This is a genomic window from Streptomyces pactum (assembly GCF_016031615.1).
Classification (GTDB): Bacteria; Actinomycetota; Actinomycetes; order Streptomycetales; family Streptomycetaceae; genus Streptomyces; species Streptomyces pactus.
Window position 1 is genome coordinate 361,418 of record NZ_JACYXC010000001.1, and the last position, 14,541, is coordinate 375,958.

Consider the following 14,541-nt stretch of genomic DNA (forward strand, 5'->3'; position numbering starts at 1 on the left):
GTGTCCCACCCGGGTGGGGCCCACTTCCGGCAGGCGCCGCCTCCCGATCTTCCTCCCCCGTCTCCGCGTCCCGCCCGGGGTGCGGAGACGGAACCCTTCCGTCCGCGCAGAGAAATGGGTGAATCGCGTTCATGACCACGTCAGTGGAGTCCGGCGAGCCGCAGCTGAGCCTCGGTACGCCGGCGGCCCGCAACCTGGCGACGACGACCAAGTCCGTACCGCAGATGCAGGCCGTCTCCTCGCGCTGGCTGCTGCGGGTCCTGCCGTGGGTGCAGGTGTCGGCCGGCACCTACCGCGTCAACCGGCGGCTCACCCACACGCTGGGTGACGGGCGGGTGGAGTTCGTCTCGACCGGGCCGGACGTCCGGGTCATCCCGCTGGAGCTGACCGAGCTGCCCCCGCTGCGGGGCTTCACCGACGAGGCCGTGCTGGAGGGCCTCGCGGACCGCTTCGTCCAGCGGCGGTACGAGCCCGGCGAGGTGATCGCCGAGGCCGGCGGACCGGCCGACGAGGTGGTGCTGATCGCGCACGGCAAGGTGGACCGGCTCACCTCGGGGGCGTACGACGCCGCCGCCTCGCTGGGGGTGCTCGCCGACGGTGACCACTTCGGCGAGGGCTGTCTGACGGACCCCGACGCCACCTGGGAGTTCACCGCCAAGGCGGTCACCCGGACCACGGTGCTGGCGTGCTCGCGCAGCGCCTTCCAGGAAGTGGCCGACCGCTCCGAGGCGCTCCGGGCACACCTGGACGACACCACGCGGCGCCCGCGCCCGGCGCTGAACAAGCGGGGCGAGGCCGACATCGCCATCGCCTCCGGGCACGCCGGCGAGCCGGCCCTGCCCGGCACCTTCGTGGACTACGAGCCACGGCCGCGGGAGTACGAGCTGAGCGTGGCGCAGACGGTGCTGCGGGTCCACACCCGCGTCGCCGACCTCTACAACGAGCCGATGAACCAGGTCGAACAGCAGCTGCGGCTCACCGTGGAGGCACTGCGCGAACGCCAGGAACACGAGCTGGTCAACAACCGCGAATTCGGCCTCCTCCACAACGCCGACCTCAAACAGCGCATCCCCACCCGCAGCGGCCCGCCCACCCCCCGACGACCTCGACGAACTGCTGTCCCGGCGCCGGAAGACGCAGTACCTGCTGGCCCACCCGCGCACCATCGCGGCGTTCGGCCGGGAGTGCAACAGCCGCGGGCTGTATCCGCAGGGCGCCGAGGTGCTGGGGGTACCGGTGCGGGCCTGGCGCGGGGTGCCGCTGCTGCCGTGCAACAAGATCCCGGTCAGCGAGAGGGGCACCAGTTCCATCCTGGCGCTGCGCACCGGCGAGGAGAGCCAGGGCGTCATCGGCCTCCACCAGGCCGGGATCCCCGACGAGCTGGAGCCGAGCCTGAACGTGCGCTTCATGGGGATCAACGACCAGGCGGTGACGTCCTACCTGGTCAGCGTGTACTTCTCGGCCGCCGTACTGGTGCCGGACGCGCTCGGTGTGCTGGAGGACGTGGAGATCGGCCGCTGACCGGGTGACGGGGCTCCGCCCGCGCGTCGCCGCCCGTGGCCGTACCCCGCGGGGCGGCCGTACCGGGTGGCGGCCCGTCGGGACCGGCGGGCGCGTCCGGCGGCCGCATCCGGTACGGGGACGTGCCGGCCACGGCGTGCCCGCCGGTGGTCCGGCAGGTGCCCGGCGGCCGGTGGGCGGGCGGGGCGGGCGGTGCCGACCGGGCGGGGCGGCGGGGGTTGTCAGGGGCGGACGCTGCCGACGACGTCCGCCGTGGCGGCGATGCCCTCGGAGATGGTGGGGGGGCGAGGCTGCTGCCGGCGAGGGTGAACCCCAGCAGGCCGCAGACGATGGCGTGGCTGATCTTCAGGCCGCTGTTGCGCAGGAAGAGGACCGCCAGGATCAGGAGCAGTAGGACCGCGGAGATCGAAATGACCACGGGGAGCCTCCTCGGGCCGCTTCGGCGGATCGGGGTCGGGCGGCCAGTCTCACCTCTCGGGCCCTCTGACCTGGGGAGGCGGGATGCTCCGGACGGGTGGAGATCGCCGGTTCGATATCCCGCGGCCGTCGTCTGCGCCGGTTCCGGACCCCTCTCCGCGGACCGTCGGCGGCCCCGGCGGGCGCGCGCGGCGCCCGTGTGCGCGGGCGCGGACGCACCCGGGCGGCCGGACCGGTGGTGGTGCCGGTCCGGCCGCCCGGGGTCCGCCGCGTCAGCGGCCGGAGCGGATGAGCTCGGCGGCCATCTCACCGATCATGATGCTGGCCGCGTTGGTGTTCGCCGCCGGGAGCGTCGGCATGACCGAGGCGTCGGCGACGCGCAGCCCGCGGGTGCCGCGGACCCGCAGGGCGGGATCCACCACGGACGTCTCGTCGGCCCCCATCCGGCAGGTGCCGGCGGTGTGGAAGTAGGTGCCGGCGTTCTCCCGGGCGAACCGGGTCAGCGCGGTCCGGCCGGTCTCCCCGGGGCCGGGCAGCAGTTCGGTCGGCGACCAGGCGCGCAGGGCCGCGCTCGCGGCCAGCTCCCGGGCGAGTTCGACGCCCCGGACCAGGGTGGCGACATCGCGCTCGTCGTCGAGGTAGCGCGGGTCGATCAGCGGGGCGGCGGCCGGGTCCGGGCCGGCCAGCCGGACGGTTCCCCTGCTGTGCGGCTGCATGGCGCTGACGGTCAGGGTGAAGGAGTTCGGCGGGAAGGGCAGCAGCCGCGGGTGGAAGGGGATGTGGAAGAGGAAGACCTCCAGGTCCGGGCAGGGCAGGTGGTCGCCGGTGCGGGTGAACAGGGCGGCCTCCGCGGTGGTCACCGGGGGCGGCGGCAGCGGCACGCCCGCCTGGTGGACCAGCCCGACCAGGGGGTGGTCCTGGAGGTTGGCACCCACCTCGGGGGCGTCCACCCGCACACGTATGCCGTGCTGTCCGAGGTGGCCGGCCGGGCCGATGCCGGAGAGCATCAGCAGCTTCGGTGAGTCGATCGCCCCAGCGCAGACGATCACCTCCCGGTCGGCGCGGACGGTGTGCGCCGCGCCGTCCGGGGTGGTGTACTCCACCCCGGTGCACCGTCCGCCGCCGAACATCAGCCGACGGGCGTGCGCCCGGGTGCGCACCGTCAGGTTGGCGCGGGAGCGCGCGGGCCGCAGGTAGGCGGCGGAGGTGCTCTGCCGGCGACCGTCGTGGATGGTCCACTCGTGCCGTCCGTACCCCTCGGCCCCGGCTCCGTTGAAGTCGCCGGCGGCCGGGTGCCCCAGCTCGGCGGCGGCGTCGAGGAACGAGACGGACAGCGGGTTGGGCCGGTCCGCCAGGCTGGGGCGGAGGGGGCCACCGGTGCCGCGGAAGCGGGGATCGCCGCCCTCGACGTGCTCCATCCGGCGGAACATCTCCAGCACCGAGGGGTAATCCCAGCCGGTGCAGCCGTCCGCGGCCCAGGCGTCGAAGGTGTGCCGGTGGCCCCGCACGTAGGTCATCACGTTGATGCTGCTGGAGCCGCCCAGGACCTTGCCGCGGGCGCACGCCTGACGGTGCCCGGCGGTGCCCGGTTGCGGCACGGTGGTGTACCGCCAGTCGTGTTCGCCGCCGATCAGGCCGAACCAGGCGGCCGGGTCGTGGATCGCGGGGTCGGTGTCGTCCCCGCCCGCCTCCAGCAGCAGGACCCGGACGTCCGCCGGCTCGGAGAGGCGGGCCGCCACCACCGCGCCGGCCGATCCCCCGCCCACCACGACGTAGTCGTACCCGTCCCCGCCCATACGCTCCCCCGTTCCGCGGGCCGCGGCGCACCGCCACAACCGCAAGTCTGTTCGCACTATAGCGACCGGCGGGGCGCGCCCCGGGCCCCGCGGCGGCCGGTCGGACCACCGTCCGTCGTCTCAACGCGCCGCGAAGCGCGGGTTGTTGGGGGTTTCACGGCGCCGCCCGCCCCGGCCGGCCGCCGCCCCCGCCGTTCCCGGCCGTCCGCTCCCGGGACACCCCGCGGCCCCGGAACCCCGTGCGCGGGCCGGCCGGCTCGGCCGGTACGACGGCCGCCGCCGACCGGGCCGGCACCGGCACATCACCCCGGCCGTGCTCGCCCACGCGGTCCCGGCCGCCGTCGCAGCCCGGGCCGCCGGAGCGGGCCGCGGAAAACGACCCCCACCAGCACCATGCGCATCCCCGCGGCAGGATTCCGCCGTCTCCGGCCGCTCCGCCGCCCCGCCCGCACGACCGCGTGTCCCTGCGCCGGGCCCTTCCGGCGCAGCCGCCGCCACGCCACGGCCCACCGCCGCCACCGACCAAGAGGAACGACTCGGGCGACGACCTCCGCCCGGGGTTCCGGGCCGCCGCCCGGTGTCTAGGCCTCCGCCCGGGACCCGACGTAGGCGGCCATCTCGTGGGCCATCGAATTCCCGGTGAGGGTGGGCAGTCCGACGACCAGGCCGCAGTTCGTGTTGATCTCCAGGACGGCGCGGCCGTGCGGCGGGCCGCCGATGGCGGTGTGCAGGATGTCCACCCCCGCGATCTCCAGCCCGCAGGCCGCCGCGGCCCGGACGGCCAGCCGTTCCGTCGCCGCGTCGGGGGTGCAGGCGGCCAGTCCGGCGCCGGGCAGGCCGCTGTTGGTCCGGAAGTCACCGTCCGGGGCTCGGCGTTCGTAGCAGGCCACGACCCGCCCTCCCACGACGACGACCCGCAGGTCCGTGCGTCCGGCGTCGTCCGCGTACGGCTGCGCGAGCAGCATGCCGCCCGCCCGTGCCGCCGTTGCCAGCTCCTCGTCGATCGCGGCGGCCCCGCGGCGCCTGACCACCCCGGCTCCGCTGTGCCCGGCCAACGGCTTGAGCACCAGGTCGTCACCGTCCAGCAGCGCGACGAGCGCCGCCGCGGTGGTCCCCGGAGCGGCGAGGACCGTCGGCAGGACCGGCACGCCGGCCTCCCGGAGGAGCTGGGTGCAGACCCATTTGTCGCGGCCGGCCCGCTGCGCGGCGACCTCGTTCACGAGGCGGCCGCCGGCGCGGGCGAGCGCCTCCTGCACGGTCAGCCCCCACAGGGCGGAGGCGCGGGAGTGCCCGACGTCCGCCCCCAGCCGCAGGGCCGGCTCGCCGTCCGGCCGGACCACCGGCGTGTAGGTGGCGAGGTGCCTCACCTCGACCGTGTGTCCGAGGGCCCGGTGCGCGGCGACCAGCAACTCCACTCCGTGCTGCGGCTCCTCCGCGACCAGCAGCGCCACCGACACCCGTCCCACCGGTTCCCCTCCCCGCCCGGCGGCACGGGAGGGCTCCGGTGCCGCGCTCCCGGGCAGCATAGGCCGCCCGTCCCGGGCGCCGGCCCGCTCCCCCGTCGTCCTTCCCGAGGTCCCGCGGGAGGGCCGCCGGACTCCGGGCCCGGCACGACTGCCGCTCTCCTGACAACGGGGATGACCATGCCGGGCCGGGCGCCCGGGTGAGCCGGCTCCGGCCCCGACGGTGGCCCGGTCCCGGCGGGGGCCAGGTCCCGACGGGAGCCCGGTCCCCACCCCCTCTCCCTGCGGCGGGCGAAGGCCGCACCGCCGTCCGGGGGAGGGAGCCGCGGGCCGTTCCGGCGCACACCGGCGCGGCCCGGCCGGGGACGCCGGAAACCGCGCGGTGCCGGAGCGTGATCGCTCGGCCTGCGGGAAGACGGGGGCTGTGCGAGGCTGAAGGCACTCTTGAGGCCGGCGGCCCTCGCCCGTGACAGTGGTGGACGGCAGCCCGGCCGTGTCACAGCGGACCGGGACCGGTGACGGGACAGGAGATGACGGCTGTGCCCGAACGCGCGGCGGCCCGGCGGGACGCGACTGCCGAGGCCGAATACGAAGCCCACCTGCGGGGCATCTGCTTCAAGAACGGTCCGCCCCGGCTCGTCGGGGTGGAACTGGAATGGCTCGTCCACGACCTGCGCGACCCGGCGGCCCCCGTCGCCCGCGACCGGCTCGACGCCGCGTTCGTCGCCGTACGCGCCCTGCCGCTGCGGTCGGCACTCACCCTCGAACCCGGTGGCCAGCTGGAGCTCAGCTCCCGGCCCGCCGACTCCCTCACCGCCTGTGTGGAGACCACCTCCGCCGACCTCTCCCTGGTCCGCGAGGCGCTCGCCCGCCACGGCCTCCGGCTCGCCGGCCACGGTCACGACCCGTGGCGCCCGCCGCGCCGCTTCCTCACCGACCACCGCTACACCGCCATGGAGCGGTACTTCGACCGGCTGGGCACCGCCGGGCGCTCCATGATGTGCTGTACCGCGTCCGTCCAGGTGTGCCTGGACGCCGGGTACGCCGAGCCGGGGCCGCTGGGCGCCGGCCGCCGGTGGCGGATGGCCCATCTGCTGGGCGCGGTGCTCACCGCCGCGTTCGCCAACTCGCCGCTCCGCCTGGGGGCGCCGACCGGGTACCGCTCCACCCGCCAGGCCCTGTGGTCGGCGCTGGACCCCGGGCGGACCCAGGCGCCGCCGGACGGGCCGGACCCGCGGTCCGCCTGGGCCGGGTACGTGCTGGACGCGCCGGTGATGTTCATCCGGCCACCGGACGGCGGCCCGTTCCACGTCCCCGACCGGCTCACCTTCCGGGATTGGGTCCGCGGCGGGGCCGACCGCAGGCCCACCGCCGAGGACCTCGGCCACCACCTCACCACCCTCTTCCCGCCGGTCCGGCCGCGCGGTCACCTCGAACTGCGGATGATCGACGCCCAGCCCGGGGAGGACGGCTGGATCGTGCCGCTCGCCGTGACCACCGCCCTCTTCGACGACCAGCAGGCCGCCGAGACCGCCTACCGCACGGTCAAGCCGCTCGCCGAGACGGCCGGCGACGTGCCCGCGCCGCGCAGCCGGCTGTGGAGCAACGCGGCCCGGTCCGGCCTGGCCGACCCCGAGCTGCGGTCCGCGGCCACGCACTGCTTCGCACTGGCCCTGGAGGCCCTGCCGCGACTGGGCGCCTCGCCCGCGATCGTCGCGGCGGTGGCCGAGTTCACCGACCGGTACGTCGCCCGGGGCCGGTGCCCGGCCGACGACCTGCTCACCGGCCCGACCGGGAAGGAGCGCCCGTGATGTCCCGCGACCAGGCCCGTACCGAACCCACCACCGACCCCGAGGCGCTGCGCCGGCGCGCGGCGCGGGTGCTGCACACCGCCCGGGAGCGCACCCACGCGCTGACCGGCTGCGTGGACGACCACGACCTCACCGCCCAGCACTCCCCGCTGATGTCACCGCTGGTGTGGGACCTGGCCCACATCGGCAACCAGGAGGAGCAGTGGCTGCTGCGCGCCGTCGGCGGCCGGCCGGCGCTGCGCCCCGACATCGATCCGATCTACGACGCCTTCGAGCACCCGCGGGCCGAGCGGCCCTCGCTGCCGCTGCTGCCGCCGGCCGAGGCCCGCCACTACGTCGCCGAGGTGCGCGGCCGGGCGCTGGAGGTGCTGGAGGCCTCCCCGCTGCACGGCGCGCCCCTGGTGGACGCCGGGTTCGCCTTCGGGATGATCGCCCAGCACGAGCAGCAGCACGACGAGACGATGCTCATCACCCACCAGCTGCGGCGCGGACCGGCGGTGCTGACCGCGCCGGAGCCGCCGCGTCCGGACGGTGCGGCCGGGCCGCTGCCCACCGAGGTACTGGTGCCCGGCGGGCCGTTCACCATGGGCACGTCGACCGAGCCGTGGGCGCTGGACAACGAGCGCCCGGCGCACCGCCGGGAGGTGCCCGCGTTCTTCATCGACACCGTGCCGGTGAGCAACGGCGCCTATCTGCGGTTCGTCGAGGACGGCGGGTACCGGGACCGGCGGTGGTGGAGCGGACCGGGGTGGGACCTGGTGCGCGAGCACGACCTGCGGGCGCCGCTGTTCTGGCGGCAGGAGGGCCGGCAGTGGCTGCGCCGCCGCTTCGGGGTGGTGGAGCCGGTGCCCGCCGACGAACCGGTGCTCCACGTCAGCTGGTACGAGGCGGACGCCTACGCCCGCTGGGCCGGGCGGCGGCTGCCCACCGAGGCGGAGTGGGAGAAGGCCGCCCGGTACGACCCCCGCTCCGGGCGGTCGACGCGCTACCCGTGGGGGGACGCCGACCCCACCCCGGCGCACGCCAACCTCGGCCAGCGGCACCTGCGGCCGGCGCCGGTGGGCGCCTACGCCGAGGGCGCGTCACCGCTGGGCGTGCGGCAGCTGATCGGCGACGTGTGGGAGTGGACGGCCAGTGACTTCCTGCCGTACCCGGGCTTCACCGCCTTCCCCTACCGGGAGTACTCACAGGTGTTCTTCGGCCCCGCCCACAAGGTGCTGCGCGGTGGTTCGTTCGCGGTGGACCCGGTGGTGTGCCGGGGCACCTTCCGCAACTGGGACCTGCCGGTGCGGCGGCAGATCTTCGCCGGTTTCCGCACCGCGCGCGACGCCGGCCCGGAGGTGGCCGGGTGACGGCGGTCCGGCGGCCGTGCGGGGCGGTGCGGCGGGGGGCGCGGGACGGTACCGGCGGGCGGGGGGTGGCGCTGATGTGCCGGCATCTGGCGTACCTGGGTCCCCCGGTGCCGCTCGGCGAGATCCTGGTGCGCCCCGAGCACGGGCTGTACCGCCAGTCCTGGGCGCCGCGCCGGCAGCGGTACGGGACGGTCAACGCCGACGGGTTCGGGGTCGGCTGGTACGCGCCCGGGGATCCGGTGCCCGCCCGCTACCGGCGCGACCGGCCGATCTGGGGTGACGGCGCGTTCGCCGACCTGGCCCGGGTGGTGCGCAGCGGCGCGCTGCTGGCGGCGGTCCGCTCCGCCACGCTGCCCGGGGCGGACGGCGAGGCGGCGGCGGCGCCGTTCGCCGACGGGCCGTACCTGTTCAGCCACAACGGGGCGGTGCCGGGCTGGCCGGGGTCGCTGGCACCGCTGGCCGGGGAGCTGCCGCCGGCCGAGCTGCTGGGACTGGCGGCGCGGTGTGACGCCGCGCTGCTGTGGGCGCTGGTGCTGCACGGTCTGCGGACCGGCCGGCCGGCCCCGGACGCGCTGGCGGGCACCGTCGCCGCCGTCGCCGCGGCCGCGCCGCGGGCCCGGCTGAACCTGCTGCTGACGGACGGATCGTCGATCACCGCGACGGCCTGGGGGGACACCCTGTGGTACCGCGCCGACCCGGCCGCCGGCACGGTCGTCGCCTCCGAGCCCTACGACGACGGTCCGCTGTGGACGGAAGTGCCCGACCACACCCTGCTGACCGCCACCCGCACCGAGATCGTCCTCACTCCGCTCAAGGAGCCCGCACCGTGAGCCCGTTCACCCTCACCCGTACCCTTCCCGTCGATGCCACGGCCGCGGCGCTCCGCGCGGACGTGGCGCACGGACTGACCCGCTCCCCCAAGCAGCTGCCGCCCAAGTGGTTCTACGACGCCCGGGGCAGCGAACTGTTCGAGGAGATCACCGGGCTGCCCGAGTACTACCCGACCCGCGCCGAGCGGGAGATCCTGCGCGACCGGTCCGGGGAGATCGCGGCGGTCACCGGCGCCCGCACCCTGGTGGAGCTGGGGTCGGGGTCGTCGGAGAAGACCCGGCTGCTGCTGCGGGCGCTGCCCCGGCCGGCCTGGTACGTGCCGGTGGACGTCAGCGAGAGCGCGCTGGCCGGTGCCGGGCGGGCACTGGCGGAGGAGTTCCCCCGGCTGTCCGTGCACGCGCTGGTCGCCGACTTCCAGTCCGGGCTCGCCCTGCCGGACACCCCGGGGCCGCGGCTGGTGGCGTTCCTCGGCGGCACCATCGGCAACCTGCTGCCCGGGGAGCGGGCGGAGTTCCTCGCCGCGGTGGCGGACCTGCTCGCCCCCGGGGACGCGCTGCTGCTCGGCACCGATCTGGTCAAGGACGAGGCGACACTGGTGGCCGCGTACGACGACGCGCGGGGGGTCACCGCCCGGTTCAACAAGAACGTGCTGGCGGTGATCAACCGGGAGCTGGGGGCGGACTTCGACCCGGACGGCTTCGACCACGTGGCGGTGTGGAACGCCGCCGAGGAGTGGATCGAGATGCGGTTGCGGGCCCGTGACGAGACCACGGTGAAGGTCCCGGCGCTCGATCTGCTGGTCCACTTCGCCGCCGGCGAGGAGCTGCGCACGGAGGTGTCGGCGAAGTTCCGGCGGGAGCGGGTGGACGGCGAACTGTCCGCGGCCGGGTTCGCACCGCGGCGGTGGTGGACCGACGGGGCGGGGCGGTTCGCCCTCTCGCTGGCGGTACGGGTCTGAGCCGACCGGCCGCGGCGGGTCCCCGGCGGGTCCGGGCCGGGCGTTGCGCCGCGGCCCGGACCCGCCGGGGCGCTCCGGTGGAGCAGGGGCGCGCCCCGCCGCCGGGCCGGGCCGCCCCGCGAGGGCCCGGAACCGTCCGGCCCCGGCCCCCTCGCGTACGAGGTCCGGCGGCTCACCCGGCGGGGTGGTCCGGGCCGGGCACACCGCCCGGGCCGTGCTCCGCCGTCCGCCGGCGCACCGTCATGGGGAGCCCGTCGGCCGGCCGGAGCACGAACCGTTCGACCGGTCGGACCCGGTGTCCCGGTACCGGGTGGAATCGGAAGCGTTTGAGCAGGACGGCCAGGACCAGCTCGGCCTCGGTCATGGCGAGGGCGGCGCCCGGGCAGGCGCGCGGGCCGAGGCCGAACGGCAGGTGGGCGAGTGCCGGGCGCCGGGCGGCTTCCTCGGAGGTGAACCGCTCGGGCCGGAACACCTCCGGTTCGGGCCAGTGGTCGGGGTTCAGGTGGACCGCCCAGAACGGGTAGAAGACCGTCGTCCCGGCCGGGATCCGGTAGCCGCCCACGGTCAGCGGCCCGGTCGTCTCGCGGGCCCCGTAGGGGCCGGGCGGGTAGAGGCGCATCGACTCGTCGATGGTCATCCGCAGATACTCCAGCCGCCGCAGGTCGGCGTGGTCGGGCGCCGGCCGGTCACCGAGTACCAGGTCCAGCTCGTCCGCGACGCGCCGGGCCGCCCCGGGGTGGTGCCCCAGCAGGTACAGGGTCCATGCGACGGCCGTCCCGGTGGTGTGGTGCGCGGCGAGCAGCACCGCCATGACGGTGTCCCGGATCCGCGCCGGTGACGCCCCGGCCTCGACGAGCGTGCCGATCAGGTCGCCGGCATCGGTGCGGCCGCCGGCGCGGTGTCCTCGGACCGCCTGGTCGACGGTCGCACGGAGGTGGGCGAGGGCCTCCTGCGCACCCGCGGCCGGTGCCGCCGCCGGGCCGTGGTCGGGGTCCGGGTAGAGCCGGCCCAGGTGTTCGGCGAGTACCGCCTCGAACGCGGCGACCACCCGGTCGGGATCGGCCGCGTCACCACCGAGCGCGTAGCGGCAGATCATCCGCAGCGAGAGTGCGGCGAGGTCGTCGAGCAGCCGGACCGGCCCGCCGTCGGCCTGCTCGTCCCAGCGGTCGGCCAGTTCCGTGGCCAGTGCGGTGAAGGCGGCGAAGTGCCGCTCGTGGGACCGGCGCCCGGTCAGGACCGACAGCACCTGCCGCCGCCACGGGGTGTGCTCGTGGGCCGGCATCACCTGGAGGTTCCCGGTCTCGAAGAGCGGGTCGAGGAAGGCGAACAGGCGCCGGGGCCGCTCGTCGAGGCCGGCCGTCGCCTCCAGCAGCACCGGATCCGCGATCGACACGGCCTCCTCGGCGCCCGGCAGTGGGAACCGCACCACGGGGCCGTGGGCGGCGTGCAGCCGCAGCTGGTAGGTGTGCAGCCCGCCTGCGGCGGCGACCGCGGCGGCGCCACCGTCCGGGCAGGGTTCGGGTCCGGGGATGTCCATGGCCGTCCGTCCCTTCTCACCGGGTGCCTCTCCCGGTGGCTCACCGGGTGCTCCGTCCGGGTGCCTTGCGTGGGTGCCGCGGCCGGGTGCCGGGGCCGGGTGCCCGGCCGCGGCACTTCGGGGGATGCCCCGGCCGGTGCCCGGCCGGACGAGCCGGCGCTCCCCGCGCGTGCCCGTCATGGAGGAGTCTCCCCCCGCCGGGCCGGGACATCCGGCGGACGCGCCGACCGGCAGCCGGCACGGAGGCGGGGGCCGGGAGACGGGGTGACGCCCGGGCCGGCCCTGCCTCCGCGCGGAGGGCCCGGCGCCGCGACGTCCCGCCGGAGGTCGGGCCAGCGGCACGGGGTCCGGGGTCGAACGGCAGCGCCAGGGCCGGGGCCGTCCGGGAGCCGGGGACGGGGTCGGGGCTCCCCGGCAGGGCGAGGCCGGTGGGCCCGTCCGGCGGCCGGGGCGGGCCCGGGGAGGTCGGGGCCACCCGGGTGTCCGGCCCGGTGCCCGCCCGGCGTACCCGGGCTGGGCCCGGCGGCCGGAGGCCGACCGTCGACGGCCCGGCGGCCGGAGGCCGGCCGTCGACGGCCTGGCACCCCCGCCCCGGCCGGGACCGTCCCGCGGGTACCGCCAGGCAGGGGCATGCGGAGAGGAAGCCCCCTCAGCGGCTTGCCGAGGGAGGGCGGTGAGCGGGCCGGGACGGCGCACCGGTGAGGACGGCCGGGAGGGAACCCCGGCGGCGGCCTCGGTCGAGCCCTGCGGGCCGGCCCGGCGCGACGGCTCGGCGTACCCGGGCTGGGCCCGGCGGCCGGAGGCCGACCGTCGACGGCCCGGCGGCCGGAGGCCGGCCGTCGACGGCCTGGCACCCCCGCCCCGGCCGGGACCGTCCCGCGGGTACCGCCAGGCAGGGGCATGCGGAGAGGAAGCCCCCTCAGCGGCTTGCCGAGGGAGGGCGGTGAGCGGGCCGGGACGGCGCACCGGTGAGGACGGCCGGGAGGGAACCCCGGCGGCGGCCCCGGTCGAGCCCTCGCGGGCCGGCCCGCTGTCCGTGCGCCTGCTGACCCGTACCGAGGACGGCGAGCGGCTGAGCGCTCTGCTGTGGCGGGCGGGCCCGGGCTGGCGGATGATCAGCAGCGCGGTGCTGGGCGGAGGCATCGGCGAGCGCGCCTGGGTCCTCAACGCGCAGGTCTCCCACGGCTACCGGCGCACCGACGCCGACCGGCACCTCGCCGGCCTGGCCGCCGACGCCGGGGTGACCGGGGCCGGTGTGGGCCTGATGACGGCCGCCGACGTGGGGGCGTACGGCCATGCCCGGGACGGTGGTGCGGCCGCGGTCGCCACCGCGGGGCTGGGCGTACGCGGGTGGGCGGCGGCCTCCCCGGCGGAGTCCCCGGCGGTGGCCTCGGCCGTGCCGGCCCCGCCGGGCACCGTCAACATCGTCGTCGCCCTCCCGGTGGCCCTGACCGACGCCGCGCTGGTCAACGCGGTGGCCACGGCCACCGAGGCGAAGGTGCAGGCGCTGCTGGAGGCCGGTTACGACTGTTCCGGCACGCCCACCGACGCCGTCTGTGTCGCCGCGCACACGCCGGTGCCGGGCGCGGAGGTCCACGCCTTCGCGGGACCTCGCTCACGGTGGGGATCCCGGCTGGCCCGCGCCGTCCACTCCGCCGTACGGAGCGCCGCCGCGCGGGCCGCCGCCGCACCGTGACGCCGTGTCCGGAACGCGGCGGGCGGCCGCCCGCCCCGGGCCCGGCGGCGTCGCGCCCCACCGGCGCCGCGGGTTCCCGGCGGGGGCGCCGCCTTCTGACGGTCCGTCACCACCGGCGTTCGTGCCCCTTTTCCCTGCCCGGCGGGAGCGTCCCGCACCGGGAACGCACGGGCCGGCGGCCCGGGCCGGCCGGGGGCACCCCGCTCCGGCGGGCCCGCTCCCGGCACATCGGCCGGGACCGGCTGCGCCGCGTCAGGCGCTTCCGGCGTCCGGCAGGTCAGCCGGGGCTGCGGTACCGGGTCCGCGGTGCCGGGTCCCGGGTGCCGGGTCCGCGGTGCGGGCCGGCGGCCCGCACCCCGGCCGCAGGCCGCCTCAGGCGGTGCCGGCGGTGTGCACCGAGGCGAACAGCCCGCGGCAGGTGCCACCGTCGGGTCCCTGCCATTCGGCGGTGACCTCGCCCAGGGCGGATCCCGCGTCGGCCGCGCCCGGTCCCGCCGGGGCCAGGACACGGTGGAACCGCAGCGTCAGTTCACCGGCCGCCCCTGCCCGGACCAGGACATCGGTGCCCTCCGGACCGTGGCCCACCTCCACCGGCCCGGACACCGTCCCGATCACGGCGTCCGCGAAGCGGCCGGTGACCGACGGGTCGGTCTGGTTGCTGATGCTCTGGGCCTGGGCCTCGACCCGGCCCAGCATGAACGCGAACAACTGCGTGACGAGCACCGGGTCGTACGTCCCGTCGTAGATCCACCGGCGCCCCAGCACCCCGTGCTCGGAGGTGCCGAGCAGGGCCCGGTCCGCACCGGCGAGCGGCGCCCCGCGGTAGGTGAGGGGCACCAGGTAGTCACCGGGCCGGTCCTCGGCGGCGTCCCGGGCCACCATGAACTCGATGCCGACCTCCCCGTCGGGGTCGTCGAGCCGGAAACCGCCCACCCGGGACAGCTCCGGCCGGCTTCCGCCGCCCCGGTACCACGGCTGATCGGGCAGCCACGGGGTGAGCAGTTCGAGTTTCGTGGGCGTCAGCGTCGTACGGTGAATGACGGCCATGCGGCGGCACCTTTCCCTGGTCGGAGCCCCCATCCTGCCACCGCCGGGGTGGGCCCCCGGCACCCGGGACCGGCCATCCGGCGCTGCCGGCGAGCCTCCGGAACCCGCCGCG

9 protein-coding genes and 2 pseudogenes are annotated in these 14,541 nt (G+C 77.0%); 6 read left to right on the forward strand and 5 right to left on the reverse strand.

Annotation, left to right across the window (positions count from 1 at the left end):
* The first annotated feature begins 131 nt into the window (after positions 1–131).
* Positions 132–1,521: pseudogene (locus tag IHE55_RS01440) on the forward strand (family 2B encapsulin nanocompartment shell protein).
* A 221-nt stretch (positions 1,522–1,742) separates the two neighbouring features.
* Here the strand turns inward: IHE55_RS01440 and IHE55_RS32495 are convergent.
* From IHE55_RS32495 to IHE55_RS01450, 3 genes and pseudogenes are all read right to left on the reverse strand, one after another.
* Positions 1,743–1,939, reverse strand: a pseudogene (locus IHE55_RS32495) (hypothetical protein).
* A gap of 271 nt (positions 1,940–2,210) precedes the next feature.
* Positions 2,211–3,734 carry a GMC family oxidoreductase gene (locus IHE55_RS01445; protein WP_197987343.1) on the reverse strand — a complete coding sequence of 508 codons (1,524 nt, stop codon included), beginning with the start codon at positions 3,732–3,734 and terminating at the stop codon, positions 2,211–2,213.
* A gap of 581 nt (positions 3,735–4,315) precedes the next feature.
* Positions 4,316–5,200, reverse strand: a complete 885-nt coding sequence (locus IHE55_RS01450; RefSeq protein ID WP_197987344.1) for an ATP-grasp domain-containing protein — start codon at positions 5,198–5,200, stop codon at positions 4,316–4,318.
* Positions 5,201–5,727: 527 nt separating this feature from the next.
* Between IHE55_RS01450 and egtA the strand changes: the two genes are divergently transcribed.
* From egtA to egtD, 4 genes are all read left to right on the forward strand, one after another.
* The gene (gene egtA, locus IHE55_RS01455) at positions 5,728–7,008 is read left to right on the forward strand and encodes an ergothioneine biosynthesis glutamate--cysteine ligase EgtA (protein WP_197987345.1); all 1,281 of its coding nucleotides are present in this window, start codon (positions 5,728–5,730) and stop codon (positions 7,006–7,008) included.
* Positions 7,008–8,360: an ergothioneine biosynthesis protein EgtB gene (gene egtB / locus IHE55_RS01460; RefSeq protein ID WP_197987346.1), complete on the forward strand. Its 1,353-nt coding sequence runs from the start codon at positions 7,008–7,010 to the stop codon at positions 8,358–8,360. The genes egtA and egtB overlap by 1 nt, the downstream gene beginning before the upstream one ends.
* Positions 8,361–8,434: 74 nt before the next feature.
* Positions 8,435–9,190 carry an ergothioneine biosynthesis protein EgtC gene (egtC, locus tag IHE55_RS01465; protein WP_197987347.1) on the forward strand — a complete coding sequence of 252 codons (756 nt, stop codon included), beginning with the start codon at positions 8,435–8,437 and terminating at the stop codon, positions 9,188–9,190.
* Complete coding sequence (egtD, locus tag IHE55_RS01470) at positions 9,187–10,149, forward strand: L-histidine N(alpha)-methyltransferase (RefSeq protein WP_197987348.1); 963 nt, start codon at positions 9,187–9,189, stop codon at positions 10,147–10,149. Before egtC ends, egtD begins: the two co-directional genes overlap by 4 nt.
* Before the next feature lie 172 nt (positions 10,150–10,321).
* Here the strand turns inward: egtD and IHE55_RS01475 are convergent, their stop codons facing one another.
* Positions 10,322–11,686, reverse strand: coding sequence for a cytochrome P450 (locus IHE55_RS01475; protein WP_197987349.1), 1,365 nt, complete (start codon positions 11,684–11,686; stop codon positions 10,322–10,324).
* 1,030 nt (positions 11,687–12,716) lie between these two features.
* Between IHE55_RS01475 and IHE55_RS01480 the strand changes: the two genes are divergently transcribed.
* Positions 12,717–13,382: an adenosylcobinamide amidohydrolase gene (locus IHE55_RS01480; protein ID WP_232265783.1), complete on the forward strand. Its 666-nt coding sequence runs from the start codon at positions 12,717–12,719 to the stop codon at positions 13,380–13,382.
* 372 nt (positions 13,383–13,754) lie between these two features.
* Here IHE55_RS01480 and IHE55_RS01485 read toward each other — a convergent pair whose 3' ends face one another.
* Positions 13,755–14,429: a maltokinase N-terminal cap-like domain-containing protein gene (locus tag IHE55_RS01485; RefSeq protein ID WP_197987351.1), complete on the reverse strand. Its 675-nt coding sequence runs from the start codon at positions 14,427–14,429 to the stop codon at positions 13,755–13,757.
* Positions 14,430–14,541: the final 112 nt, after the last annotated feature.